Source organism: Marinovum sedimenti (genome assembly GCF_054052205.1).
Genome location: NZ_CM133223.1, coordinates 919,251 through 945,192 on the forward strand (window position 1 = coordinate 919,251; position 25,942 = coordinate 945,192).

At 61.7% G+C, this 25,942-nt stretch carries 24 protein-coding genes and 1 pseudogene; 6 read left to right on the forward strand and 19 right to left on the reverse strand.

Features of this window, described 5'->3' with window-relative positions:
* Positions 1-63: 63 nt before the first annotated feature.
* From lpdA to ACW9UO_RS04395, 5 genes are all read right to left on the reverse strand, one after another.
* Positions 64-1,458: a dihydrolipoyl dehydrogenase gene (lpdA, locus tag ACW9UO_RS04375; protein ID WP_457087764.1), complete on the reverse strand. Its 1,395-nt coding sequence runs from the start codon at positions 1,456-1,458 to the stop codon at positions 64-66.
* 67 nt (positions 1,459-1,525) lie between these two features.
* Complete coding sequence (locus tag ACW9UO_RS04380) at positions 1,526-2,101, reverse strand: DUF924 family protein (RefSeq protein WP_457087765.1); 576 nt, start codon at positions 2,099-2,101, stop codon at positions 1,526-1,528.
* 90 nt (positions 2,102-2,191) lie between these two features.
* Positions 2,192-3,448 (reverse strand): MFS transporter, encoded by a 1,257-nt coding sequence (locus ACW9UO_RS04385; protein ID WP_457087766.1) that lies wholly within the window; start codon positions 3,446-3,448, stop codon positions 2,192-2,194.
* Positions 3,449-3,551: 103 nt separating this feature from the next.
* On the reverse strand, positions 3,552-4,601 hold the full coding sequence (gene queA / locus ACW9UO_RS04390; protein WP_457087767.1) for a tRNA preQ1(34) S-adenosylmethionine ribosyltransferase-isomerase QueA: 1,050 nt from the start codon (positions 4,599-4,601) through the stop codon (positions 3,552-3,554).
* Positions 4,602-4,768: 167 nt separating this feature from the next.
* Complete coding sequence (locus ACW9UO_RS04395) at positions 4,769-8,110, reverse strand: hypothetical protein (RefSeq protein ID WP_457087768.1); 3,342 nt, start codon at positions 8,108-8,110, stop codon at positions 4,769-4,771.
* A 112-nt stretch (positions 8,111-8,222) separates the two neighbouring features.
* Between ACW9UO_RS04395 and ACW9UO_RS04400 the strand changes: the two genes are divergently transcribed.
* The 4 genes from ACW9UO_RS04400 (at position 8,223) to ACW9UO_RS04415 (ending at position 11,542) form a co-directional block, all read left to right on the forward strand.
* Complete coding sequence (locus tag ACW9UO_RS04400; protein ID WP_457087769.1) at positions 8,223-8,696, forward strand: peroxiredoxin; 474 nt, start codon at positions 8,223-8,225, stop codon at positions 8,694-8,696.
* A 17-nt stretch (positions 8,697-8,713) separates the two neighbouring features.
* Entirely contained in the window at positions 8,714-9,511 is a 798-nt protein-coding gene (locus ACW9UO_RS04405) for a ferritin-like domain-containing protein (RefSeq protein WP_457088599.1), read from the forward strand.
* Between the two features lie 227 nt (positions 9,512-9,738).
* Complete coding sequence (locus tag ACW9UO_RS04410; RefSeq protein WP_457087770.1) at positions 9,739-11,052, forward strand: DUF5930 domain-containing protein; 1,314 nt, start codon at positions 9,739-9,741, stop codon at positions 11,050-11,052.
* A complete protein-coding gene (locus tag ACW9UO_RS04415; RefSeq protein WP_457087771.1) occupies positions 11,042-11,542 on the forward strand; it encodes a bactofilin family protein in 501 nt (166 codons plus the stop codon). The genes ACW9UO_RS04410 and ACW9UO_RS04415 overlap by 11 nt, the downstream gene beginning before the upstream one ends.
* A gap of 131 nt (positions 11,543-11,673) precedes the next feature.
* Here the strand turns inward: ACW9UO_RS04415 and hpaH are convergent, their stop codons facing one another.
* The 9 genes and pseudogenes from hpaH to ACW9UO_RS04460 all read right to left on the reverse strand — a co-directional run bounded on the left by hpaH (position 11,674) and on the right by ACW9UO_RS04460 (position 18,822).
* Positions 11,674-12,474, reverse strand: a complete 801-nt coding sequence (hpaH, locus tag ACW9UO_RS04420) for a 2-oxo-hept-4-ene-1,7-dioate hydratase (RefSeq protein WP_457087772.1) — start codon at positions 12,472-12,474, stop codon at positions 11,674-11,676.
* Complete coding sequence (locus ACW9UO_RS04425) at positions 12,471-13,262, reverse strand: fumarylacetoacetate hydrolase family protein (RefSeq protein WP_457088600.1); 792 nt, start codon at positions 13,260-13,262, stop codon at positions 12,471-12,473. Before ACW9UO_RS04425 ends, hpaH begins: the two co-directional genes overlap by 4 nt.
* Before the next feature lie 86 nt (positions 13,263-13,348).
* Positions 13,349-14,332, reverse strand: a complete 984-nt coding sequence (hpaD, locus tag ACW9UO_RS04430) for a 3,4-dihydroxyphenylacetate 2,3-dioxygenase (protein ID WP_457087773.1) — start codon at positions 14,330-14,332, stop codon at positions 13,349-13,351.
* Positions 14,332-15,843: a 5-carboxymethyl-2-hydroxymuconate semialdehyde dehydrogenase gene (gene hpaE, locus ACW9UO_RS04435; RefSeq protein WP_457087774.1), complete on the reverse strand. Its 1,512-nt coding sequence runs from the start codon at positions 15,841-15,843 to the stop codon at positions 14,332-14,334. Before hpaE ends, hpaD begins: the two co-directional genes overlap by 1 nt.
* Positions 15,840-16,229 carry a 5-carboxymethyl-2-hydroxymuconate Delta-isomerase gene (locus tag ACW9UO_RS04440; RefSeq protein ID WP_457087775.1) on the reverse strand — a complete coding sequence of 130 codons (390 nt, stop codon included), beginning with the start codon at positions 16,227-16,229 and terminating at the stop codon, positions 15,840-15,842. The genes hpaE and ACW9UO_RS04440 overlap by 4 nt, the downstream gene beginning before the upstream one ends.
* A gap of 155 nt (positions 16,230-16,384) precedes the next feature.
* Positions 16,385-17,263: pseudogene (locus ACW9UO_RS04445) on the reverse strand (tripartite tricarboxylate transporter permease); the annotation flags it as partial.
* A 57-nt stretch (positions 17,264-17,320) separates the two neighbouring features.
* Entirely contained in the window at positions 17,321-17,860 is a 540-nt protein-coding gene (locus tag ACW9UO_RS04450; protein WP_457087776.1) for a tripartite tricarboxylate transporter TctB family protein, read from the reverse strand.
* Positions 17,861-17,927: 67 nt separating this feature from the next.
* Positions 17,928-18,257 carry a type 2 periplasmic-binding domain-containing protein gene (locus ACW9UO_RS04455; protein WP_457087777.1) on the reverse strand — a complete coding sequence of 110 codons (330 nt, stop codon included), beginning with the start codon at positions 18,255-18,257 and terminating at the stop codon, positions 17,928-17,930.
* Entirely contained in the window at positions 18,238-18,822 is a 585-nt protein-coding gene (locus tag ACW9UO_RS04460) for an HNH endonuclease (RefSeq protein WP_457087778.1), read from the reverse strand. Before ACW9UO_RS04460 ends, ACW9UO_RS04455 begins: the two co-directional genes overlap by 20 nt.
* Positions 18,823-19,343: 521 nt before the next feature.
* On the opposite strand from ACW9UO_RS04460, the gene ACW9UO_RS04465 reads away from it, so the two are divergent.
* Entirely contained in the window at positions 19,344-19,760 is a 417-nt protein-coding gene (locus ACW9UO_RS04465; RefSeq protein ID WP_457087779.1) for a VOC family protein, read from the forward strand.
* Between the two features lie 144 nt (positions 19,761-19,904).
* Here the strand turns inward: ACW9UO_RS04465 and ACW9UO_RS04470 are convergent, their stop codons facing one another.
* From ACW9UO_RS04470 to ACW9UO_RS04480, 3 genes are read right to left on the reverse strand one after another with little or no spacing between them, the layout of a single operon-like run.
* Positions 19,905-20,570 carry an alpha/beta hydrolase gene (locus tag ACW9UO_RS04470; protein ID WP_457087780.1) on the reverse strand — a complete coding sequence of 222 codons (666 nt, stop codon included), beginning with the start codon at positions 20,568-20,570 and terminating at the stop codon, positions 19,905-19,907.
* Positions 20,567-21,202: a DNA-3-methyladenine glycosylase family protein gene (locus tag ACW9UO_RS04475; RefSeq protein WP_457087781.1), complete on the reverse strand. Its 636-nt coding sequence runs from the start codon at positions 21,200-21,202 to the stop codon at positions 20,567-20,569. Before ACW9UO_RS04475 ends, ACW9UO_RS04470 begins: the two co-directional genes overlap by 4 nt.
* Positions 21,203-21,244: 42 nt before the next feature.
* Positions 21,245-21,967: a precorrin-6A/cobalt-precorrin-6A reductase gene (locus ACW9UO_RS04480; RefSeq protein ID WP_457087782.1), complete on the reverse strand. Its 723-nt coding sequence runs from the start codon at positions 21,965-21,967 to the stop codon at positions 21,245-21,247.
* Positions 21,968-22,078: 111 nt separating this feature from the next.
* On the opposite strand from ACW9UO_RS04480, the gene ACW9UO_RS04485 reads away from it, so the two are divergent.
* Positions 22,079-23,311 carry an MFS transporter gene (locus ACW9UO_RS04485; protein ID WP_457087783.1) on the forward strand — a complete coding sequence of 411 codons (1,233 nt, stop codon included), beginning with the start codon at positions 22,079-22,081 and terminating at the stop codon, positions 23,309-23,311.
* 201 nt (positions 23,312-23,512) lie between these two features.
* On the opposite strand, the gene ACW9UO_RS04490 is transcribed toward ACW9UO_RS04485, so the two are convergent.
* Together ACW9UO_RS04490 and cimA are read right to left on the reverse strand one after the other, a co-directional pair.
* On the reverse strand, positions 23,513-24,292 hold the full coding sequence (locus tag ACW9UO_RS04490) for a squalene/phytoene synthase family protein (RefSeq protein WP_457087784.1): 780 nt from the start codon (positions 24,290-24,292) through the stop codon (positions 23,513-23,515).
* The gene (gene cimA / locus ACW9UO_RS04495; RefSeq protein ID WP_457087785.1) at positions 24,292-25,902 is read right to left on the reverse strand and encodes a citramalate synthase; all 1,611 of its coding nucleotides are present in this window, start codon (positions 25,900-25,902) and stop codon (positions 24,292-24,294) included. The genes ACW9UO_RS04490 and cimA overlap by 1 nt, the downstream gene beginning before the upstream one ends.
* Positions 25,903-25,942: the final 40 nt, after the last annotated feature.

The window sequence follows — 25,942 nt, forward strand, 5'->3', positions numbered from 1 at the left end:
CTTCTGTTTAAAAATACCTCGGGGTGAGGCCGCAGGCCGAGGGGCAGCGCCCCTCCTGTCGCCTTACATATGGATCGCCCGATCAAAGGCAGCCAACACGCTCTCATGCATCATTTCGCTCAAAGTCGGATGCGGGAACACGGTGTTCATCAGGTCTTCCTCCGTGGTCTCCAACTGCCGCCCAACGATATACCCCTGGATCAACTCGGTCACCTCCGCCCCCACCATATGCGCCCCCAAAAGCGCGCCGGTCTTGGCGTCAAACACCGTCTTGATCATGCCCTCCGGCTCGCCCAAAGCGATGGCCTTGCCGTTGCCGATAAAGGGAAAGCGCCCGACCTTGATTTTATGCCCCGCTTCTTTCGCCTGCGCCTCGGTCATCCCGACGCTGGCGATCTGCGGCTGGCAATAGGTGCAGCCCGCAATCGCATTCGGATCAACCGCATGTGGTGTGCCCCCCGCGATCAACTCGGCCACCATGGTCCCCTCATGCGAGGCTTTGTGCGCCAGCCAAGGCGCACCGGCCAGATCACCGATGGCATAAAGCCCCTCAACCCCGGTGCGGCAATGGCGGTCCACCACCACATGGGTTTTCTCGACCTTCACCCCAAGATCCTCAAGCCCCAGCCCCTCGGTATTTCCGACGATGCCAACGGCGGAAATCACCGTGTCGAAGGTCTCTTTCGTCAGTGTGCCGCCCTGCTCGATATGCGCGGTCACGCTGCCCTTGCCCCGCTCAAGCGTCTTCACTGTGGTCTTTTCGCGGATCACCATCCCCTGCTTTTCAAACGCCTTTTTGGCAAAGGCGGAAATCTCGGCATCCTCCACTGGCAAGATCCGGTCCATGACCTCAACCACCGTCGTCTCAGCGCCCAACGTGTTGTAAAAGCTGGCGAACTCGATGCCAATCGCGCCGGACCCAATCACCAGCAACCGCTTGGGCATCCGCACCGGCACCAGCGCGTGTTTGTAGCTCCAAACCAGATCGCCATCGGCCTCAAGCCCGGGCAATTCGCGCGCCCGCGCGCCGGTGGCGAGCACGATATTCTGCGCTGACAGATCCTCAGATCCCTTGGCCGTCTTGACCTGCACCCGGCCTTTGCCCGGCAGCGACGCCTCGCCGATGAATGTGGTGATTTTGTTCTTCTTCATCAGGTGGCCGATGCCGGAATTCAGCTGCTTGGCCACCCCGCGCGAACGTTTGACAACCGCGTCAAGATCAAACCCCACCGCGTCGGCCGTCAGCCCATAGGCCGAGGCGTTTTGCATCAGGTGAAACACCTCTGACGAGCGCAGCAAAGCCTTGGTCGGAATACAGCCCCAGTTGAGGCAGATACCGCCCATATGCTCGCGTTCGACAATCGCCACCTTAAGGCCCAGTTGCGCGCCGCGGATTGCGGCCACATAGCCCCCCGGCCCCGCCCCGATGACGATCATGTCAAAGCTCTGGCCTGCCATTTTCCGCTCTCCCTGATTATGTCAGAGAAGGCTAGCCCATGGCAGGGCCCGCTTCAATCGGCCACGATCAGCTCGCTTGCTGAAGCTCATGCAAGGTCTCGCCATAGCCGCCACCCGACAGGAACGCCTGTTCCGATGTCGTCGCCCGCCGCTCAAGCGCATCGTTGCGATAGGGAAAGCGGCCGAACTTGCGGATGATCTCGCGGTGCACGCGGGCGTGCAACAGATTGCCACCGGCATCGGGCATCCGCTCGGCCATCAGGCGCACACAACGGTCCTGATCACACAGAATTTCCGAATGCATCAACGGCATGTAGAAAAACTGCCGCGCGGGCGAGTCGATCTTCATGTCATAGCCTTTGGAAATCGCGCTTTTCGCAGCGGCAAGCGCCACGCGATCCGACCGAAAGGATTTCGCCGTGCCACGGAACATGTTGCGCGGGAATTGATCCATCAGGATCAGATAGGCCAGCGTGCCGCTGGGATAGGTCAGCCACAAGGCGTGCCGCCCGTCCATCGCGCCCTGCCAGGCCTCGCCAAAGCGTTCGCGGATTTGCATATCGAGCGCATCGCTGCTCTCATACCAGCCCTCAGGGCCAATCTCATCCAACCAAAAGGCCAGAATCTCCTCGGGTGTCACCATAACTGGTCTCCTCACATTCACCCCCGGCATACCCAGCTTACATAATAATTAACGAATGTGAACTTCACGATTTACGACAGAAATAACACTTTAGTTGGCATTTTCGTCGTCTTCTGCCTCTGCCGCTGCATATTCACGCGCAAGTTCAACCGTAACGAGCGATGCCGTCGGCCCAACCGGCGCATAGCTGGTGGTCTCATCCACTTCGATGGCCGGACGCACCGTGGCGCGATATGCGGCATAACCCGCGAGCAGGAACATCAGAAACCCGATGTAAAAGAAGTATCCCGGAGGCCCGAAGAATCCGATGGCCCAACCGGTGATCAGCGGGCCGGCAATCGCGCCAACGCCGTTGATGAACAGCATCCCACCAGAGGCCGCCGCCATATCCTCGGGTTCGAGGTAATCGTTGGTATAGGCCAGCAGCAGCGAATACAGCGGGTTCGACATGCCCCCCACCATAAAGGCCGCAATAATCACCGCGATAAAGATGCCGCCGGACACAACGCCCACCACGGCACCGGTGCCGCAGACAAGCGCGCTGATCAGGATCAGCATCCGCCGGTCCATCCGATCCGACAGCCAACCCAGCGGGAATTGCACCACCAAAGCGCCAATGTAAAACGCCGCCACAAACATCGAGATCTGGCCAAGCGTCATCCCCGCGGCCGAGCCGTAAACAGCCGCCATGCCGAACTGGGCCGAGAACACCCCGCCCAACAGGAACATCCCGACACAGCCCAGCGGTGAGATGCCGTAAAGCTCGCGCAGGCTCAGCGGTTTTGTGGTGCCAAACGCCGGGGTCGGTGACACCGACAAAAGGATCGGCGCAAAGGACACCGAAACCAGAACCGAAATGATGACAAACAGCGTATAGCCCGAAGGATCGGCGACCAGAAGCAGCCCCTGCGCCAGCACGATGCCAAAGACCTGCACGATCATATAGGCCGAAAGCGTCTGGCCGCGGTTCTCATTGGTTGCGGCATTGTTCAGCCAGCTCTCCGCCGTCACGTACACGCCGGAAAAGCAGAAGCCGATGATAATGCGGCCAATGGTCCAGGCCACCGGGTGGCTCAGCGCCGGATACAGGATCAGCACCGCCGAAATGAACGACCCCAGCGCCGCAAAAACCCGCACATGCCCGACCCGGCGGATCATCTCGGGGGCCATCCGCGACCCGCCAAGGAACCCAACGAAATACCCCGACATCACAATCGACATTTCGAGCGTGGAAAAACCTTCGATCTGGCCGCGCACACCCAATAGCGTGCCCTGAAGCCCGTTGCCCACCATCAAGAGCATCATGCCCAGAAGCAGTGCCCAAGCGTTTGATATTACGGACAGCATGCGCAGAATCCCTTGTCTTGCCGGTACGGTACATCGGCTTCGGCGGTGACGCTGGCCCAAATGCGACTCAAAGAGGCCCGGTCTGACGCCTCTCAGATTGTTGTTACGGGATCAAGAGCGAGGCGTCGCCATAAGAGAAAAACCTGTAGTCATGCGCAATCGCGTGATCATAGATGGCAAGGATCCGCTCGCGCCCGACAAGCGCCGCCACCAGCATCATGAGCGTCGAGCGCGGCAGGTGGAAATTGGTCATCAGCGCGTCAGCCACCCGGAAATCGAAACCGGGGTATATAAAGATGTCGGTCTCGCCCTGCCACGGTGCAATGGCGCCGCTGTCGCGCGCCGCTGTCTCGATCAGGCGCAGCGCGGTGGTGCCCACCGGAATAACCCGCCCGCCAGCAGCCTTGGTTGCGGCAATCTCAGCAGCGGCCGTGGCGCTGACCTCACCCCATTCGGCGTGCATCTTGTGGGTTGTCACATCGTCGACCTTGACCGGCAGGAACGTGCCCGCGCCAACGTGCAGTGTGACCTTGGTAAATTCCACCCCACGCGCCTCAAGTGCCGCCAGCAGCGGCGCATCAAAATGCAACGAGGCCGTGGGCGCGGCCACGGCCCCCCGACGCGCGGCCCAGACCGTTTGGTAATCCTCGTGGTCCTGCGCATCCGCCGGGCGCAGCGCCTCGATATATGGCGGCAGCGGCATCGCACCGGCCTCGGCCAGCGCGGCGTCAAAATCATCGCCCGCAAGGTTAAAGCGCAACAGGCCCTGCCCCTCGGCGCGCGTTTCCAAAACGGCGGAAAGCGTGTCGGAAAACCGGATCTCCTCACCGTCAGCGACCTTCTTCAACGGCTTGATCAGCGCCGACCATGTGCCATCCGCCTGCGGCTCAAGCAGGGTCACGCCAATGCGCGCCCCGGTCCGGCCCTGGGCCCCGTCGCGGTGGCGCAAGCCAGACAGCCGGGCGGGAATGACCTTGGTGTCATTCAGCACCAACCTGTCGCCGGGGCGCAGCCAACCGGGCAGGTCAAACACCTGCGCATCGGTGATCTGGTCGCCCTCGGCCACCAAAAGACGCGCCGAAGACCGGGGCTTGGCCGGACGGGTGGCAATCCGCTCTGGCGGAAGATGAAAGTCGAAATCGGAAAGCTGCATGCGCCGTCCCTTAGCCGAGCCTTTGCAAAAGAACAATGCACAGGCCCCCAAACCTCGCCATGCGCGCCTCCCCCCTGCTTCTTCTGTTTAAAAATACCTCGGGGTGAGGCCAAAGGCCGAGGGGCAGCGCCCCTCCTTCCTTCTACGCTCCCCCCAAACCCAACGGCTCAGCGACCAAGCTCCGGTGGCGGGCGGCGAAAAATTTCGCGGAACATGCCGGGGGTCAAAGCCGACAGCGGATTGACCTGAATGCGCGGGTCATCGGACTTGCCCTTGAGATTGAAATTGAACCCGAACAGCCCTTCGCCCTTGCGCGAAAAGATCTGGCCGACAAAATTCACCACATAGATCGGCGACAGCACGCCCTGCATATCCATCGTCTTGTTCGCAAGATCATAGTACCCGTCCAGCGTGATCCCCATCGACGGGCCCACCGCGCTTGACCGCGTCAGGATCACCTGCCTCGGGGTCAGCCGAAAGCGCGCCTCGACCTCGGGAAAGGAAATCCCCTGCCCGCCGAGCTGTTCGATCAACCCGATCACCGAAATCGCGCTTAAAAGCTCCGCCATCACCGGCGCATCGCGGATACGGATGTCGCGAATATCCAACTCACCGTCAAAGGTGCCCGTGGCCCCGGTGGGCACAAGTTTAAGGTGAAAGCTGCCGCCCTTCAGGTTCTTGATCAATCCGGCATGGCGCATCAGGCCGCCGGCATCCTCGGATTCGATCACAAATTTGCTGCCCTTACCGGTTGGCGTCACATCGCCCACCACCCGCGTGCCGCCATTCATCCGCGCCTGAAACTTGCCCGAAAGCCCGCCATTGCTGGTAAAATTGCCCCGGAAGTTGGTGAGCGTGATCCCGTCGGTGATCTGCAATCGGTCCGGCGCGAGCGACAGCGGCCCCGAGGCCGCGCCGCCACCGCCGCCGCCTTTGGTTGAGGCGAAGGGCGCATTGCGCATGTCGATCGAGCCACCCGAGATCAGCACCGCCGGCGCCACCCCCGCGCCGCGCCCGGTCAGCGTCACGGCAGCATCGAGCCAATTGCCCGCCCGCATCCGGCTGATCGCCAGCGTTTGCAGCCCGCCCCCCTGTTGCAAGGTCAGCTTGCCCTCGAGGTCCATCCCCGGCGCGCGCAGCGCCAGCCGGTCGATCCGCGCAGGCGTGCTCAGCACGCCATCAATGGCCAGCGTGCCGGTGGCACTTTGCGACATCGACCAGCCAATCGCATCAAGCCTAAGCCCAAGCCCGGCAAGATTTGACGTCAGCGCGAATTTAGGCGGCTGGTTGCGCACCAGATCCATCTTGAGCCGCCCGCTGCCCTTGCCCGACACCGACCCCGGCGGCAAAGCAATCGAAAACGCATCCAGAAACGCCTGCGACAGGGCCACATCGGCCTCAACCCGCGCCGCTTTGCCCGCCGCCGCCTTGCCCAGCGGCCCCTGCCAAAACCCATCGAACGGCACCCCTTCCAAGGTGCCCGCGCCCTCAATCCGCAGACTGTCGTTGCTGGCCGAAAATTTCAGCGTCCGGGCTGCCAGTTTCTTGTTCGGCACCAGATCGGTGCTCGCCACATCAAAGCCCTGCCCGGTGATCTCAAACCGCACGTCCGACGGGTCCACACCCTTCATCAACAGCGTCGAAACCATGCCCGTCGCCTTAAGCCGCCCGGCCGCCATATCGGGCGATTTCCCGGCTTTGTCGAGCGCACTCAGCGGCGGCTGGTTCAGCAGCCAGAGTGCGGCATGGATAGGCCCGGCCGCGCTTACCTTGATCTTGGCCGGGGCGGGTTTGACCCGCACATCGGGAATTTCAAACACCGTCCCCGCGGCATCAAGCGTGCCCCCCTCACCGGCAACAATGCGGCCCTTATCGACCTGCACCACAAATCGGTTGTCTTCGAGTTGCAAAATGCCCGCCGCGCCGGTGACCGGCGGCAAGTTCTTCAGGAACCGCACCTCGGCCTCGGCCACCTCACCACTGAGGAAAATCTCGGGCTTCGCCTTCCCCGGCTCCAGCCGCAACCGCAGCGCCACATTGCGCAAGGCCCCGGCAAACACGTTCTCGGCCACCCATGTCCGCGACTTGGTTTTGAACCCCTGCGGCCAAAAGCTTAACAGCCGCTCTGGCAGGATCTCGGCCAATTGCCCCATGATCGAGATGTCCCACCCCTCGGGCGCGGCAGCGACCTGGCCGCGCAGCCGCAAGGTCTGGCCATCGTCATGCAGCGCCAGCTGGCCGATGCGCAAAACGAACGGATCAAGCGCGAGGTGAAAATCGAGGTCCGCCGAAGCCAGATCGCGCGGCGCGTCGAAAATCTCGGCCGGGTTGGCGGTGATCGCGCTCAGCCGGACCTGCCCCTGCAAGGCACTGGGCAGGCCGTCGCCAGTGTCCTCCAGAATGGCCGAGCCTTCCGCCGTCGCCTTGACCAGATCCGACACCACCGACAATTCGCTAAACCGCAGCGTCGCCCCGTCGGGGGTATAGGTGAAATACGACCGCGCCGATTTGAACGGGATAGGACTGGTGGCGTCACTCGGCTGCACCACGCCTTCGCCGATGCTGAGCGTGGCATGCAGAGGGCCCAGCGCGCCTTCGTCATCGAGAGAGGTGCGCAAGGAGCCCGAAATCGGCGCGCGCAACACCCCCAGCCAGGCCAGCGCCGCGCTTTGGGTGGCAATGTCGCCAGAGGCCACATCCGAGACGCTCAACCCCATGCTCATCGCGGTCGAGCCGATGGTGCTTTCGGCGAAAATCTCCAAGGTGGCAGCAACAGAGCGCCCACTCAGCAGCGCAACATCGCCGCGCAACTGCAACTGATCGCGCTCCCGCGACAGGTTGAGCCGCCCGCCATCCACCGTCCAACTGCGCCCGGCGCGCAAGTCCTGATAGGCCAGCGTCACGGCGTTGATCTCGATCTCGCGCAAGGCCGCGAGGGTCGGCTGATCAACCATTTCGTCAATCTGCGAGATCAGCCCGGTCAGCCCGATGCCGCTGTGGCCTAGGCCATCGCCGAAGGCGAGGTCAAACGCCCCCTCGGCATTGCGGTTCAGCCGAAACAGCACGCCCGAGACCGACACCGATTTAGGCTGGATCTGCCGCTGCATCAGCGAACGTCGGGCAATCGTCACCTCGGCCTGCGCCAGCTCTAGCAAGACACGCCCCGAGGCTGCGTCGCGCAGTTCGACGTTGGACACCGACAGTTCCGGCCGCAAATCCGGCTGCACAAACAGCGTCATATCGGAAAAGCGCAACTCATAGCCCGGCAGTTGCTCGGCCAGCCGTGCCTCAATCTCGCTGCGCAGCCAGTCGGGCGCTGACAGCGGCTTGCCCAAAAGCGACCAGCCCACCAGCGCCAGCACGCCTGACAACAGCGTCAGACTAAGCACCAGCCACAACCCGGCCTTCGCCAGACGCACACGTTTGCGCCGGCGTGGCCGTCCGGGCCTGTCCGGAGCAGCGGTGGCCGCCGTATCCGGCCCGGCCTCATGTTCGGTTTCGGTGCTCACCTACGCTGGCGATCCCTCGGTCTCTGACTGGTATTTGACAAGCCTGTGTTTTTCTGGCCTGCCCCTCCCTAATATGGGGTGAAGGCCCGGCAACCAAGGGATTGTGGATCACATGTCGAAAGATGTCATTCAAACCGGCGAAATTGTTCCGAACATCACGTTGCCCCGTGATGGCGGCGACAGCGTTGACCTCAGCAGCCTGCGGCCCGCGCCGGTGGTGCTGTTCTTCTATCCGCGCGATCTGACGTCGGGCTGCACCAAAGAGGCCATCGCCTTTTCCGCCCTGCGCCCCGAGTTTGAGGCCGCTGGCGCGCAGGTGTTCGGCATCTCGAAAGACCCTATCAAAAGCCATGATAAATTCGTGGCAAAACATGATCTTGCCGTGCCGCTCTTGTCAGACGAAGACAGCGATATCGCAGAGCAATTTGGCGTGTTTCAGGAAAAGAAGATGTACGGCAAAACCTTCTTTGGCATCGTCCGCTCGACCTTCCTGATCGACGGCACCGGCAAACTGGTGCGCGAATGGCGCAAGGTGAAGGTTGATGGCCACGCCGAAGAGGTGCTCGACGCGGTGCGCGCCCTGTGAGCCTTTCCCTCGCCGAAATGGCCACCGAGGTTCTGACCACCGCCGATGGCCGCGAGAAAACCCGGATCTCGCGCGCCCATGCCAAGGCGTGGTTTGCCGCGCGCGAGTCGGGCACGCCGCTGCCCGTCGGCCAAAGCGCGCCGCCGCTGCAACCGGCACGGCCAGACCAACCAGAGCTGTTGTCGCCCCGCGATGTGCCCAAGCGCAAACCGGGCAGCCCGGCCGGGCGGATCGCGCTCTTACATGCTGTGGCGCATATCGAGCTGAACGCCGTCGACCTGCACTGGGATCTTATCGCGCGGTTCACCGACGTCGAAATGCCGATCGGGTTCTATGATGACTGGGTCAAGGCCGCGGACGAAGAATCCAAACATTTCAACCTGATGTGCGACTGCCTTGAAGCCGAAGACAGCTTTTATGGCGCACTTCCCGCCCATGCCGGCATGTGGCGGGCGGCCGAGGACACCGCCGAAGATCTGATGGGACGGTTGGCCGTGGTGCCCATGGTGCTTGAGGCGCGCGGCCTCGATGTGACCCCCGGCATGATCAAGATCTTTACCAACGCCAAGGCAACACAAGCGGTCGAAGCGCTCAACATCATCTACGGCGAGGAAGTGGCGCATGTCGCCTATGGCTCAAAGTGGTTCAATTTCCTCTGCGGGCGGCACAACCTCGACCCCAAGGATGTCTTCCACACGCTGGTCACAAAATATTTCAAAGGCCCGCTGAAACCGCCGTTCAACGAGGAAAAGCGCGCCGATGCGGGCCTTCCGCCGGATTTCTACTGGCCGCTCACAGACCAGCCCGCAAGCTGATCCGGTTTCATTTCGAAAGAACACGCGGAGCGTGCAAGCGGCGCGCCACCGACAACCCCTTATCCAATAGGCGATTTTTTGCCCATTTGCCACGGAAGGCCCCCTGTGGTCGAATCGAGCGGCTTACAAACTTGCGCCATTGTAAACGGCTGGTTAAGGAGAAGATGGGGACGGTGTGAGCTTTCGCACCTTTAAGACTGGAATAATAAAAAAAGGGGGCGGCTGCGGTGCGTACACGGCTGGCTATTAAGGTTCACGCGATCCTCGAACGGTATTTCCCGGAGCGCAGACTGTTTCTCAGATCCGATTCCGACACCCGATTCATCCGACTTCGATCCGAAACCCAATTCGTCGCCTTCACCGGCAGCGCGCTTGTGGTGGCCTGGACGATCATCGCCACCGCGGTCCTGCTGATGGATTCCATCGGGGCGGGCAACTTCCGCGAACAGGCGCGTCGCGATCAACAAACCTATATGGACCGCCTCAACCTGCTCAGCCAAGAGCGCGACACCCGCGCCTCTGATGCACTGGCGGCCCAGAATCGCTTTAACTCCGCGCTTGAACGCATCTCGGTGATGCAGACCGAGCTGCTGAAATCCGAAGTCCATCGCCGCGAGCTGGAAACGGGCATCGAAGTGATCCAAGCCACCCTGCGCAACGTGATGACAGATAAGAAAGTGGCCGAAACCGAAGTCGCCGAGCTTAAAGGCGCGATGGATGGCACCGCCACGTCGGCTGGCAAATCCGATGGCGCCGACAGCGGCACCGTCGATCTGTTGGCCAACGCCCTCGCCCGCACCGCGCAAGAGCGCGATCAGGTGGTCGCCGACGCGCAAGAAGCCTTTGTTGCCGCCGATGCGATGGCCTCGGAAATGCGCCTGATGGAAGAGAAGAACGACGCCATCTTCCGCCAGCTTGAAGAAGCCATGACCATTTCCGTGACCCCGCTCGACAAGATGTTCAAAGCGGCGGGCATGAACCCGGATTCGATTCTCGACAAAGTGCGCGCCGGGTATTCCGGCCAGGGCGGCCCGCTGATGCCGCTGAGCTTTTCCACCAAGGGCGAGGACGTGACGCTGGACACCCGCCGCGCCAACGACATCCTCAACCAGATGGACCGGCTGAACCTGTATCGCATCGCCGCTGAAAAGGCGCCCTTTGCCTCGCCGCTCAAGGATGCCTATCGCTTTACCTCTGGCTATGGCTATCGCTGGGGCCGCCTGCACGCTGGCGCGGATTTCGCCGGCAAGCACGGCACTGCGATCTATGCCACCGCCGACGGTGTGGTGACACACGCAGGCTGGCAGTCGGGCTACGGCAAACTGGTAAAAATTCAGCACGAATTCGGCATTGAAACGCGCTATGCGCATCAATCGAAAATCCGCGTGCAGAAGGGCCAAAGGGTCTCGCGCGGGGATCGCATCGGTGATATGGGGAACACAGGACGTTCCACCGGCACCCATTTGCACTACGAGGTTCGGGTCGGGGGCAAAGCCGTCAACCCAATGATATATCTGAAGGCTGCAAAAGATGTTTTCTAAGAGCAAGATCAACGAGCCCGGCCCCAAGGCCGATGATGCTGCAACACCTGCAGCCCCTGAAATGAAGAAGCCCATGATGCCAGCACAACCCGAATACAAGCCCTCTGCCAGCCCCAAGGCAAAACCGCCCGCGTCGGTTCTGTCTGCTGATCTGCATGTTGTTGGCAACATGAAGACCACCGGCGACATTCAGGTTGAAGGCACTGTCGAGGGTGATATCCGCGCGCATCTGCTGACCATCGGCGAAACCGCCACCATCAAGGGCGAGTGCATTGCCGATGATGTTGTGGTGAATGGCCGTATCGTGGGCCGCGTGCGTGGCCTCAAGGTACGTCTGACCGCGACCGCGCGCGTCGAAGGCGACATCATCCACAAGACCATCGCAATCGAAAGCGGTGCGCACTTCGAAGGGTCTGTCCAGCGTCAGGACGATCCGCTGAGCGGCAAAAGCAAGAACCCGGTGCCGACCCAACGCCCGCAAGGCGCGTAACTTTTCGACACTGCGACCAGATTTGAAAAGCCCCGCCATCGTGTGGGGCTTTTTCTTGTCCAGCGGTTATGCGCAGTTTTCAGGCCCCGCGTTCGGGCTTTTCGTTCAGGCCTCGCGTTTAGGCCTCGCGTTCAGGCAAAGCCAATGGCAACCGCGCCAAAGGGGCCAAAGTCAGCCTCGATCTGGCTGCCCGGCGGGCATTCAACCGGACGAATAAAACTGCCCGACAGGATGATCTGACCGGCCTCAATGCTCTGGCCATACTGCGCCATCCGCCGCGCCAGCCAGACCACGCTCTCCACCGGATCGTTAAGCACCCCTGCCCCCAAACCGGTTTCCTCAACCGTGCCATTGCGGCTGGTGATTGCGCCAACCCAACGCAAATCAAACGCCTCGGGCGGATGTTTCTGCGCGCCAAGCACCACCCCCGCATTGGCAGCATTGTCGGCAATGGTGTCAAAGACCTGCCGGCTCTGGCCAGTTTCTGCATCAACCCGCGTGATCCGCGTGTCGAGAATCTCAAGCGCAGGGGCAACGTGGTCGGTCGCGGCCAGCACATCAGCGCGGCTCACCTCTCCGTCCCCCAGCGGTGCTTTCATGACAAAGGCAATCTCGGCCTCGATCCGGGGCTGGATAAAGCGCCCGCCCGGCACCACGGCGCCATGATCAAACAGCATGTCGTCAAACAGGATGCCGCTGTCGGGAATGTCGATGCCAAGCGCGGATTGCATCGCCTTCGAGGTCAGCCCGATTTTCCAGCCCACCACCCGGCGCCCCTGCGCCCGTTTCGCCCGCAAAATCGCGGCCTGAATCGCATAGGCATCCGCCATCCCCATTGCCGCAAAGCGCTTGGTCAACAACCCGATTTGCTCGCCCGTCGCTTCGGCCTTCAGCAGATCGGCGGCCGCTTGGGCATGGTCATCCGGCGTCATACCGCTTCGTCCGCAACCGTATTGCGCAGCGTGCCGATGCCCGTCACCTCAACCTCGACCACATCGCCGGGTGCAAGGAATTGCGGCGGCTCCAACCGCGCCCCAGACCCGGTCGGCGTGCCGGTGATAATGATGTCACCCGGCTGCAACGCCATGAAAGTAGAAATATATTCGATCTGCCGCCGGATCGGATGCAACATCCGCGAAAGCGCATCCTCCTGCCGAATCGCACCATTCACGCGGGTCAAAATCCGCGCCTGATCCAGCTGCGCCGCCTCGGTAAACGGCACCAGCCAGGGCCCGATGGCCCCCGAATGATCCCAGTTCTTGCCCTGCGTCACGTTGAATTTCGCGTGCCGCACCCAATCGCGGATCGTACCCTCGTTACAGATCGTCAGCGCCGCGATATGGTCATACGCAGCGCCCTGCGCAATCCGCCGCCCGGCTTTGCCAATGACAACCGCCACCTCCCCCTCGTAGTCGAGCATATGGCTCTCCGGCGGACGGATCAGCGGCTGCGCGTGGCCGGTAAACCCGCTGGCAAAACGGGGAAACAGTGACATGAATTTTGGCAGCTCACTGCCATCTTTGTACTCGGCATTGCGGTCGGGAAAATTCACCCCGACGCACAGAATGCGCGCCGCATCGGGCAGCACCATTTCATATTGAAACTCCGTGTGGGTCACCGACCGGCCTTCAGCCGCCTCGCCCAAGGCACCAAGCCCCCCCGCTTTCACCGCATCCAGCAGGGTCAGCCACTGAGGAAACGCAGCGCCAAGCGCGATCATCCCAGCCTCTGTTACCGCGCCATAATGGCGCTCACCCTTGGCAGAGAAACTTGCAAATCGCTGTGTCACACCCTCGCCTCCCCAGCTCATGGCGCAATGATCGGGCTGGCCGCAATCGCACTCTCGCGCGTCTTTACGCCGACAAATGCGCTGCCATGCTCAAACCAGCTTTTGGGCGCAGCCGCCCCCCAAAGCGTTTGCCGTTGCGGGTCTTTCAGATCCCACTTGATCGGCTCCAAATCAGGGTCAACCGTCTGATAATCCGAACAATATAGTTCAATCCGATGGCCATCCGGATCAAGAATATAAAGGAAAAACGCATTCGAAATCCCGTGCCGCCCCGGCCCGCGTTCGATATTGCCGACATAACCGGTGGTCGCCATCAGATCGAGCAAATCAATGATGTTCAGCGGTGTCGGCACCCAGAAGGCAACGTGATGCAGCCGCGGCCCGGTGCCATTGGTAAACGCCATATCATGCACCCCGCCCTTGCGATGCATCCACGCCGCCCACAGCTTTTTGCTGTCGGCATCTTCGGTGTATTCCGTCACCCGAAACCCAATGTCGCTGTAAAACGCCACCGACGCATCGACGTCGGGCGAAAAGCAATTGAAGTGATCGATGCGCAGCGGTTTCACCCCACGATACAGCGCGTATGTCTGGTGGATCGGCGCCAACCTGTCCATCCTGTGACAGAATTCCAACGGGGTGCCGAGGTTGTCCGAGGTGCGCAACGTGCGGCCCTGATAGGCGCGCTGCACCCAGTCCGTCGGGCGGCCCTTAGCACGGAAATGCGCCTCGGCCCGGTCAAGATCGCCCTCGTCAAACGTCTTGAACGCCAGCGTTTCGACAGTGCCGGGCGTAGCGGATTTCTGCAAAACGATGCAATGATGGCCGCGCTCTTCCAGCGCACGAAGATAGACGTGGCTGGCGTCTTCATCGGTGATCTGCAAGCCCAGCGTATCGACATAAAATCGTTTCGACACCTCCAAATCAGCCACGTTGAGACAGACATGACTAAGCCGTATGACATTGAAATCCGGATATAAGTTCGGCGTGGGCACAGGCATCAGTCGGCTCCCAATCTGGTGATCTTATGCGCGCCGGTGGCAAGGCCGATGTGCTTTTGCTCCATGTAAAACTCGAACGACCAATCGCCGCCATCCCGCCCGATGCCGCTGGATTTGACCCCGCCAAACGGCGTCGGCAGGTGGCGCACATTCTCGGAATTCACCCAGATCATCCCCGCCTCCAGCCGGTCGGTAAAGCGCAGCGCGCGGGTGAGATCATTGGTCCAGACATAACCAGTCAGACCGTAAGGGGTGTCGTTGGCGATCTCCAGCGCCTCTTCTTCGGTGGCAAAGCCGATCGAGGTTAGAACCGGGCCGAAAATCTCTTCCTGTGCGATCCGCATGTCATTGGTGGCATTGGTAAAAAGCGTGGGCCGTACGAAATACCCTGTGTCGCCCACAGTCTCTCCGCCCGCCGCCACGGTGGCACCGTCGGTCTTGGCGATCTCAAAATAGCCTGTGACCTTATCGAAATGCTCCTGCGTCACCAGCGGCCCGATTTCTGTAGCCGGATCAAGAGGATGGCCCACCTTGATCCGGTTCACCCGCTCGATCAGCTTGGCTTCAAACGCCTCGCGAATCGTGTCCTGCACCAGCAGTCGCGAGGACGAAGTGCAGCGCTCGCCATTGATCGAATAAATCATGAAGATCACCGCATCGAGCGCCCGCTCCAGATCGGCATCATCAAACACAATAACCGGGTTTTTTCCACCTAATTCCAGATGGTTACGCTTAAGCGTATCGGCCCCTTGCTTGGTGATCAAACGGCCGGTTCGGCTTTCTCCGACAAAGGCGATGGCGCGGATTTTCGGGTGCTCGCACAGCGCCTTGCCCGCGCCTTCGCCAAAGCCATTCACGGTGTTAAGCACGCCCGGCGGCAGCCCAGCCTCTTCGGCAATTTCCACCAAGAGCCGCGCCGTCAACGGCGAAGCCTCGGCCGGTTTGTGCACCACAGTGCAGCCCGCCGCCAGCGCCGGGGCGATCTTCCAGGTCGACAGCATGAACGGCGTGTTCCACGGCGTGATCACCCCAACCGGACCAATCGGAACCCGCGTCGTGATGTTCATTAAAGTTGGCGATTTCATATGCTTGCCGTCACGCGCCTGCGCCACCTGATCGGCGAAATAGCGAAAGTTCTCGGCCCCGCGCAATGCCGCCTTGGACATGAATTTAAGCGCCTGCCCGGTGTCCCAGCATTCGCACAGCGCAATTTCCTCGGCTCGTGCCTCGATGCCTTCGGCCACGCGGATCAGGATCTTTTTGCGTTCCAACGCCGGCATATCCCGCCACCCGGCAAAAGCCGCACGCGCGGCGCAAGCCGCAGCGTCAATGTCACGGGCCGTGCCATGCGCCACGTCGCAAATCACGGTCTTGTCGACCGGCGAAATCGTTTGAAACACGCCGCCTGCGCCAACCACATCCGCACCCGCGATGCGGTTTAAGATGCCCGTGTCGCCAAAGCGCTGAAGATAGCCTTGCAGCTTGGTAATATTGTCGCTGAGCGGGCTCATTTCAGGGTCTCCAGATGATCGCGGACGGTGCTGAATTTCGGGGATAACGCGGCGTCGATGTCACGGATCTCAGCCGAAATCGCCACAGACCTTGTGGCCATAACCGGCGTCAGGATGTCCTTCAACACCCTGAAAAGACGCTCTATTGCCTCTTTCTTGACCGCGTCGGACCGGCCTTCTCTTAACCGTACCGAGAGGTCGATAAATCCATGCACCGGAGCGCCATCTGCCATCGCAAAATAATCGACGCGCACCGCCCTGACCCGGATGCCAGCCATCGGAAAGGCCTCGATCCCGGCTGCTTCGGCGCGGATCGCCTCGCACAACGCGGCCATATCCACGACCTCTTCGAGATTGGCGGAATAGTCGATGTGAACGTGCGGCATGCAAATTCCTTAACATGTAAAATATTGCCAAGTTAAGCTTATCACATCTCGCCTGAAAAATACAGCCTTTGGTCAGCCTACCACGATGACGTTAGCGCGTAAAAACTTCTAATCTCGCATTGGTCTCATGAATACTGATCAACCGAGCTGACTTGTCACTCATCGTCAGGTCGCTTCAAATCCGACCCATCGGGCCAATCGCGGATCAGCGTCCGAAATTGCAGCGCCAGAACGATCACGATCATGGCGAAAATGATAAAGGAAATCGGCCGGTCGATCATATCCAGCGGGGTTTTCAACCGCGGCAGGGCCGAGCGCAGCTTGACCTCGATGATGCCCCCCAGAACCATGCCAAGAATGATCGGCACAATCGGCAGAGCCAGCCGTTTCAACACCAGCCCCAGCACGCCAAAACCGGCGGCGACCATGCAATCCATCAGCGAATTGCGCAAAGAAAAGACCCCGACGAAGGACAACAACAGGATCGTCACCCCCAGAAACCGCGTCGGCACCCGGATGACCCGGATCAACAGACTGGTCGAAAACAGCAAAAACACCATCACGATCACATTCAGCGCGAAATAGAGGCCATAGACCAGATCAATGTTGCTCTGAAACAGCTGCGGGCCGCGGATGACATTACGGACGTAAAACACCGTCAGCATCATCGCGGTCAACGCCTCGCCCGGCACGCCAAGCGCCAGCAACGGGATCATCGCGGCGGCGGGCACCGCATTGTTGGCAGCCTCCCACGCGATCAACCCCTCGGGCGATCCTTTGCCAAACGCCTCGGGCGTTTTCGACGTTTTTTGCGCATAGGTGTAGCTCATGAATTGCGCAGTAAACTCGCCAGTGCCGGGGATCATCCCGAGGAGCACGCCACAGCCAGAGGCCACCGTCGCCACCCGTTTATGCTTGAGCAACTCCTTGAAGCCAGACGACATCTTGCCTGTGATCGGTGTGGCTTTGGCGCTGGTGTCGGGCGCGGTCAACAACAGGAACGCCTGACTGAGCGTAAACAGCGCCAGCATCACGTCCCAACGGGCGAGCAGCTCCAATCCGGCAAGGAGGTTTTCCATCCGTCAGTCCGATCAGAAATATATCAGCATAAAGCGGCGCAGCCCGTCCGGCAGCACCTCAACAACACGGCCAGCGGGCAGGTTTACCTTGAGCAAGGCCCTGAAAAGAAACACAATCACCAGCGCCGTGACAGGAGCGGCGATCAACATCGATACGCTGCGATAGCCCACGCGAAGCGTCAGCATGAGGGCAAACACCAGGCTGCATGCCAAGTATCCTCCCCAAGGCACCGCCACTGCATAAGCGATAAACCAGGCGACATATTCCAGCGATCGGAGCCAAAGCCGGATCTCCTGCCAGCGTCCGCCAATACGCTCGGACAGGGCCGATCTCACAAGGTGCAACGCCGCAAAGACCGCCATACCGCCAAGCGAGACTGCGGGCCAAAACCGGGGCTGTGCCAAGAATTTGCCGCCAGGTCTCCACGCGGTCTGTTCCAAAATCTGTGCCAGCAAAGCCACCGCGACGATCAGTGCGCCCCAGGCACAGACGATGTCTCCGGGGCGGCGATAGCGTTTGAACGCCCTTTGCAGCGACGTCACCCGCGACATGATTGGCCCCCGCCAACGGGACTACATAAAAAGCAGGATAAATGTCCAAACCCGGCCCCGGTCCGGTTCACTGTGACAGCATGGCGTCGATGGCACCCATCGTCTTGAAGTCCTTGGCGATCTGCCTGACCACGTCGGAAGCCGGCTGCCAATAAACCAGCGCCCCTGTATTGCCGGCCAGCGCCTGCGCCCGCTCCGACATTGCGGTCTTTCGGGCCACAGCGGCGATCCTGTCTCGCATCTCTTGCGGCGTGTCGTCGTGCACGAACAGCCCGTTCCACAGCGCCACATCAAGGCTCGGCGCGAGTTCGGCCACGGTTGGCGTGTTCGGCGTAAGCGCGATCCGTTCCGACCCGATGGACGCCAGCACTCTGACGTCAGGCTTCCAGCTCGGCATCCCAGTAGAGGAAATCGACCCAGCTGTCATGCAGGTGGTTGGGCGGGAATTTCCGCCCCATATTGCGCAGCTCCTCCGCGCCGGGCTGGCGTGGCGGTTTCATCAGGTGCATCCCTGCCCGCATCAAGGACTTCGAGCCCTTCTTGAGGTTGCAAGGCGCACAGGCCGCAACCACATTCTGCCAGCTCGTCACCCCACCAGCGGCGCGCGGCACCACATGATCAAAGGTCAATTCCCGCTTGGTGCCACAGTACTGGCAGCGAAACTCATCCCGTAAAAAAAGATTAAAGCGCGTGAAGGCCACGCGCTTTTGAGGTTTTACGTAATCTTTGAGGACGACAACACTGGGGATCCGTATCGTCGTCGAGGGGCTTCGCACCTCGTGGTCATACTCGGCCACGATATCCACCCGGTCGAGCCAGGCCGCCTTGACCGCATCCTGCCAGGGCCAAAGCGACAGCGGATAATAAGACAAGGGCCGATAGTCCGCATTCAGCACCAGTGCGGGGTATTGCTTCAGCGCCGAGGGCTCTCTGACAAAGTCCGTCCTGAAATCACCGTCCATCGTACTTTCGATCTCCTAGGTCGTGCCGGTTTGCACGTTCAGCCGCGCCGGTCTGGCGGGGCCCGGATTTGATAGTGTCACTATATCTCGCGTTGCGTGTCAGGCAAGCCTCTAGAAATTGCCGTGCTGATGATGTGGTAGAACGCTCCTGTAACAGCAACATGACTGCATGAAATTTGTGCACCGCCCCAGGCCCGACTGCGCCCCCGATTTGCCCTGTGGTCCAGCTTGACCCTAGGCCGTCTTGCGCGGAAATCGAGCGAAATCGCAGGGAGTTGATTGCCGGCCTCGCGCCAACGCGTCTCCACAAGCTGAAGTCCGCCTGCCCTCCCAGAAACCGGCCGCGCCCGCTCAACGCAAGCCCACCGCCGATGCCCCGCGCATCGCGTGCGCAGTCAGCCCCGATCATCCGGCGCATCCCCAAGACTGTGCCGCCGACCCGACCAAGAACAACCTATCCGCGAAAAGTCTATATAAATAAACGGATTGGCGCATGCCTTCGCGCCTGCTAGTATGTCACGATGCCCGCGCCACCGCCGATAAGCGGCCTGCTAGAAGCCGCGCTTTATGCCGAAGACCTGGACGCCGCCCGGGACTTCTATCATCGGCTGCTGGGCATGGAGGTGGTTGCGCATGTCGAAGGCCGCCACATCTTCTTTCGCGCTGGCCTCACGGTCCTTCTGGTCTTCAACCCGCGCGAAACCACCAAACCATCGCAAAATCCCGATTTGCCAGTGCCCAGCCACGGCACCACCGGGTCCGGCCATGTCTGCCTCTGCGCCAGCCGCAAGGACATCGCTCTGTGGCGAAACCACCTGACGCAAAAGCATGTGCTCATCGAGGCCGAGTTCGACTGGCCCAACGGCGCGCGCTCACTCTACCTCCGCGACCCGGCGGGAAACTCAGTGGAATTCGCCGAACCCCGCCTCTGGTCCTGATCTCAAAGGCTTCTTCTGTTCAAAAATACCTCGGGGGAGGCCGCAGGCCGGGGGCAGAGCCCCCAATCTTTCACTCACCCCAGTCTTTCACTTTTAGGGGGCGAAGCCCCCCCGTCGACGCGCGAAGGCGCGGCGAAAACAAGATCAGAACCCGCATTTGTCGCGCAAAAACGCCAGCGCCACCCCAAGCCCATCCGGCGCAATGCCATGCGCGGTGCCCTTCATGATATGCGCAAAGACTTCCTTGAACCCGGCCGCCTGCAACGCCTCCGCCGCCTCTGGCAGCGATTGCGGCGGCACCACGTCGTCCTGATCGCCGTGCAACAGCAGGATCGGCGGAAAGCTCACCGCCTCATCCACCAGCGACTCAGGTGCCATCAACCGCCCCGAAAACCCAACAACCCCGGCCACCGGGTCTTCGCGCCGCGGGGCCACATGCAGGCTCATCATTGTGCCCTGCGAAAACCCGACCAATGCGACCTGCTCGGGCAGCATATCCTCATCCACCATGACGCTGTCGAGATAGGCATTCAGGTCTTCTGCCGCGCGCGTCAGGCCCGCTTCGGCCTCTTCCTGGCTTGATCCGTCGATCCAGGGGATGGGAAACCACTGAAACCCCATCGGCGACCCGGCGCAGTCTTCGGGCGCATCAGGCGACAGAAACAACGTGTCGGGCAAATGTTCGGCCAGCGGATCCGCCAGCCCCAAAAGATCGGCGCCATTGGCCCCGTAACCGTGCAAAAACACCACAACCGACCGGGTCTCGCCCGAGAGAGGCTCTTTGCGGCCGGATTTCAAAACGCGAGTCATCGGATACCTTCCCTTGCCTTGGCATGCCTGTAGTAGGCCCAGAGCGCACGGGCCGCAACCGACCGCCAAGGCGACCATTCCTCGGCCATCGCGCGCAACGCCCGGTCCTTTGGCCGCTCCGGCAGATCGAACAACAGCCGCGCCGATTCCTGCAAGGCCAGATCGCCGGGCGCAAAGACATCCGCCCGCCCCAGCGAGAACATCGCATAGATTTCCGCCGTCCAGACCCCGATGCCCTTGACCGCCACCAGTGTCGCAATCACCTCTGCGTCGGGCCGGTCGCGCAGGGCGGCAAAATCGATCCCGGCACTGGCAAGCGCATGTGCATAGGCCGCCTTCTGACGGCTGAGGCCGAGATCGCGCAGCGCCTGTTCGTCCACCGCCAAAACAGCCTCGGGTGTGGTCATCCCGGCCCCCTGCAACCGGCCCCAAATCGCATTGGCCGAGGCCACCGAGACCTGCTGACTGACAATCGCGCTCAGCAAGGCGGCAAAGCCGTCGGGCCTGCGCCTTAAAGGCAGCGGGCAACAGGCATCGAGCGCCGGAGCAAAGCGCGGATCGGCCTGTCGCAGCCAATCGACGCCCTCGGCGACACAGGCGTCGGTCTCAATGATCCGGCCTATGCCTGCCATTCGATCCCCGCCATTCGACCCAACCAATCTATCCCAGCCATTCTATCCCAACCATGTCTCGATCCGCGCCAGCGCCGAGGCCACATCGCGCACCACAGGCACCTCCGGCAGGCGGGGCCGGTCCAGCATCCCGACCCGCAGGCCAATCCGCCGCGCGGCCTCAAGCTTGGGCCAACCGCCCGGCCCGCCCGCATTGCGCAGGATCAGCCAATCGATCCGCAAACGGCGCAGCAGCGCGATCTCTTGGGCCACGGCAAACGGCGCGGCACTGCGCAAAAACCGCCCACGCGGCAGGGGAAACGGATCGTCATGATCGGTGATCTGGCGACTGTACACATAGACGCCGCGCAGATTGGCAAAGCGCGCCAGCGTCTCGCGCCCCGTAGCCAACAGCACGCGGTCGCCCGGCACGACATGGCGCGCGGCGTCCTGCTCACGGCGAAGATGCACCCAACGGTCACGCCGCCCCGCCTGCCACGGCGCACGCTCCAGCCGCAAGATCCGTACCCCAGCGGCCCGCGCCGAAGCTGCCGCAATCCGCGAGCTTTGCCAGTCATTGGGGTGCGAGGCATCGACCACCACAGCGCCGCGCGCGCGCAGCAAATCGGCCAAAGCCGCCTCGGACAAGGCCAACCCAGAGACCGGCACCGGCCACGGTGCCCCGCGCCGCTCTTGCGCCGGCAAGATCACCTGCGCCCGTGCCCCCAGCCGCAAGGCCAGCGCACGCGCCTCGGCAGAGCCGCCGACAATCAGGATATCCGTCACACCTGCCACCATCTCCCCAGAGGTAGCCCGGCCCCCCGCAACTTGCACGCGCAAATTCCAAGCGGCAATAGACGCTTGCCGCCGCCTGCCCGGAGATATACCGATTTCCGCATGAGCGATCTTGCCCCCACCGCCCCGTCCTCCGCCGACACGCGCGCCAAGCGTAATGTCATCGTCCTTGTGTTGGCGCAGGCCATCCTTGGGGCGCAAATGCCGATGATCTTCACCATCGGCGGGCTGGCCGGGCAATCGCTGGCGTCAAACGTCTGTTTCGCCACGCTGCCGATCTCGATGATTGTGATCGGATCGATGATAACAGCCACGCCGATCTCGGCTTTTATGCAGCGCTATGGCCGCCGCGCCGGGTTCTTTGTTGGCGCTCTGGGCGGTGCATTGGGCGGCGTGATCGGCGCTTATGGGCTGTTCCTGCAAAGCTTCCCCGTCTTCCTTTTGGGCTCGTTCCTGACCGGAATCTATATGTCGGCGCAGGGGTTCTATCGCTTCGCGGCCGCCGACACCGCCTCGGACGATTTCCGCCCCAAGGCGATTTCCTATGTCATGGCGGGCGGACTCGCCTCGGCCGTGATCGGCCCGCAACTGATCAAAATTACGGCAGATGCCTATGTAATCCCCTTCCTTGGCACCTACGCCGCGGTGATCGCGATTAATTTACTGGGGGCGTTGCTGTTCCTGTTCCTCGACATCCCCAAGCCGCCGACCCCCGCCGCCGATGCCCCCAAGGGCCGGACGCGGTGGGAGCTGCTGACCACCCCGCGCATCGCCGTCGCGGTGATCTGCGCGATGGTGTCGTATGCGCTGATGAACCTGGTGATGACCTCGACACCGCTGGCCGTGGTGGGCTGCGGGTTCGACAAGAACAACGCCGCCGATGTCGTCACCGCGCATGTGCTGGCGATGTTCGCGCCGTCGTTCTTCACCGGCCACCTGATCGCGCGTTTCGGGGTGGAACGGATTGTGGCGCTTGGCATCGCCATCCTTGCCGTCGCGGGGGGTGTTGGCTTGGCTGGCGTCGAACTCGGCAACTTCTTCGTTGCGCTTGCGCTGCTTGGCCTCGGTTGGAACTTCGGGTTTATCGGAGCCACCACCATGCTCGCCGCCGCTCACCGGCCCGAAGAACGCGGACGGATGCAGGGGATGAACGACCTGATCGTGTTTGGCGGCGTCTCGGTGGCGTCGATGGCCTCAGGCGGGTTGATGAACTGCTCAGGCGGCACGCCTCAGGCCGGCTGGTCCGCCGTCAACATGGCGATGGCGCCGTTTCTGGTGCTCGCCGGTGGCGCGCTGCTTTGGCTGATGCTGCGGCCCAAGGCGGACACGGTCTGATCTGGTCGCAAGGAAATTCCGTTGACGGAATTTTGAAATTTCATCGATGAAATTTCGCCCCGCGCGGAGCTGCTGGCCGGGTGCGACACGCCTTTGGCCAGTACCACGACGCAGGAATGTTTGTATCCACCCGGTCTGATCCCGGCGGACTAAATTCCGTCAACGGAATTTGCAAATTTCATCAATGAAATTTTGTCCCGCTCAAAAGCCGCCGAACCACGTCCGCCGCATCAACAGCGCCCGTTTGCCAAAGCCCGACAGCCCCAAGGCCCCCTGCGCCACCAAGCCGGGATCGGCAACCGCTTGCTTCAGGAGCGCCTCCGTCTGCCACGTCATCCGCAGCGCCGCGCGCACCTCTGGCGCAAACCGAACCGCGCGGCCCTGCCGCAACCGTGCCAGCGCATCGCGGGCCAGATCGGCCACCGCCTCGGCCCGGCCATCCACCAGCGGAATGCGGCCCCGCGCTTCAAGTTCGGGCACCGCACAAAGGTACTGCGCCACGCCTGCACCAAACGCGATATCGCGCACTGCCGCCTCTTGGTCACAGCCAAACAGACCCGCCGCAACCCAGTGCAAATGCCCCGAAGTCGCATCGATATAGCCGTCAAACGCCGCCCGATCTTCAAACGGCGTGCGGCCAATATCCCAACGCCGCGCCTCGATCAAATCCTCAAGCACCGCCGCCTGCCCCGGCTGCAGCACCAGCGCCAAAGGCGTCACCACCTCATGACGCCGCACCAGCCCACCGGCGGCAATCTCGCCCAGCGCATCGCGCCACCATTGCAGCCGCATCTCGGCAATCATCGGCTCTTGCGTCACCCAAGGGGCCCGCGCCACCTCGACATTAAACGCCAGCAGAGGGAACAACTTCGCCCGCGCCGGCACGCCCATAGACATCACCGCCATAAACCGGTCAGGATCAGCCTTTTCGACAATCGCCGCGCAGGCGTGCCACTCCGTAGCCTCCAACGCGTCGGTCATCACCCCGCGTCCCGGATCAGCTTCCAGCGGATCGCATCCAGCAGCGCCTCCATCGAGGCATCGACGATATTGGGCGACACGCCGACCGTCGCCCAGCGCCGCCCCTCACCGTCTTCGCTGTCGATGATCACCCGCGTCACCGCCTCGGTGCCGCCCTGGGTGATGCGCACTTTGAAATCCACCAGATGCATGTCGTCGATCGAGGCCTGATACTTGCCCAAATCCCGCTTCAACGCCTGAGACAGCGCATTCACCGGCCCGCGATCATTGCCCTGATCATCATGGCTCTCACTGACCGACAGGATCTGCTCGCCATCAATCGTCACCGCCACCACAGCCTCCGACGCACTGACAATCTCGCCCAGCGCATTGCGCCGCCGCTCCACCGTCACCCGGTAACGGTCGAGCTCGAAAAACCGCTCTAGCCGCCCCAATTCCTCACGCGCCAGCAGTTCAAACGACGCCTGCGCCCCGTCATAGGAATAGCCATCCGTCTCGCGCGCCTTGACCCGATCAAGAATGCGCCCCAACGCCGGATCGCCCTTTTCCACAGCCAGTCCCGCATCCGACAACCGCCGCCGCAGGTTTGACTGCCCGGCCTGGTTCGACATCGGAATGACCCGCGCATTGCCGACCACAGCCGGATCGATATGCTCATAGGTCGAGGGATCCTTAAGGATCGCGCTGGCATGCAGCCCGGCCTTATGCGCAAAGGCCGAGGCCCCGACATAGGCCGCCTGCCGCATCGGCACCCGGTTGAGGATCTCGTCGAGCATCCGGCTGATCCGCACCAATCCCGACAGCGCCTTGCGTGGCACGCCAATCTCGAACCGGCTGGCAAACGGTTCCTTAAGCAGCAACGTCGGGATCAGCGTCGTCAGATTGGCATTGCCACAACGCTCGCCCAAGCCATTTAGCGTGCCCTGCACCTGCCGCGCCCCGGCCAACACTGCCGCCAGAGTCCCCGCCACCGCGTTCTCGGTATCGTTATGCGTATGAATGCCCAGCTTGTCGCCCGGAATACCGGCGGCAATCACCTCGCCAACGATCCGCCCAATCTCCTCGGGTAAGGTACCGCCATTGGTGTCGCAAAGCACAATCCAGCGCGCCCCCGCCTCCAAAGCCGCCCGACAGGCCTCCAATGCATACTCAGGATCAGACTTATAGCCGTCAAAGAAATGCTCGGCATCAAACAGCGCCTCACGCCCCTGCGCCACAATATGCGCGATGGACTTAGAGATGTTCTCGGTATTCTCACCCTTGGTGATCCCAAGCGCTGCCTCAACGTGATAGGTATGGCTCTTGCCCACCAGACAGACCGCTGCAGTCCCGGCATTCATCACCGCCGCCAAAACGTCGTCATTCTCAGCCGACATCCCGGCCCGCTTGGTCATCCCAAACGCCGTGATCCGTGCCCGCGTCTTTGGGGCCTCGTCGAAAAACGCACTGTCGGTCGGATTGGCCCCGGGCCAGCCCCCCTCAATGTAATCCAACCCCAAAGCGTCCAGAGCCTCGGCAATCCGCACCTTCTCGGGCGTGGAAAACTGCACGCCCTGGGTCTGCTGCCCATCGCGCAGGGTGGTGTCATACAGATAAAGCCGTTCAGTCATAACAGCCTCCCATGCTTCTCTGGCCTAAAAATATCCTCGG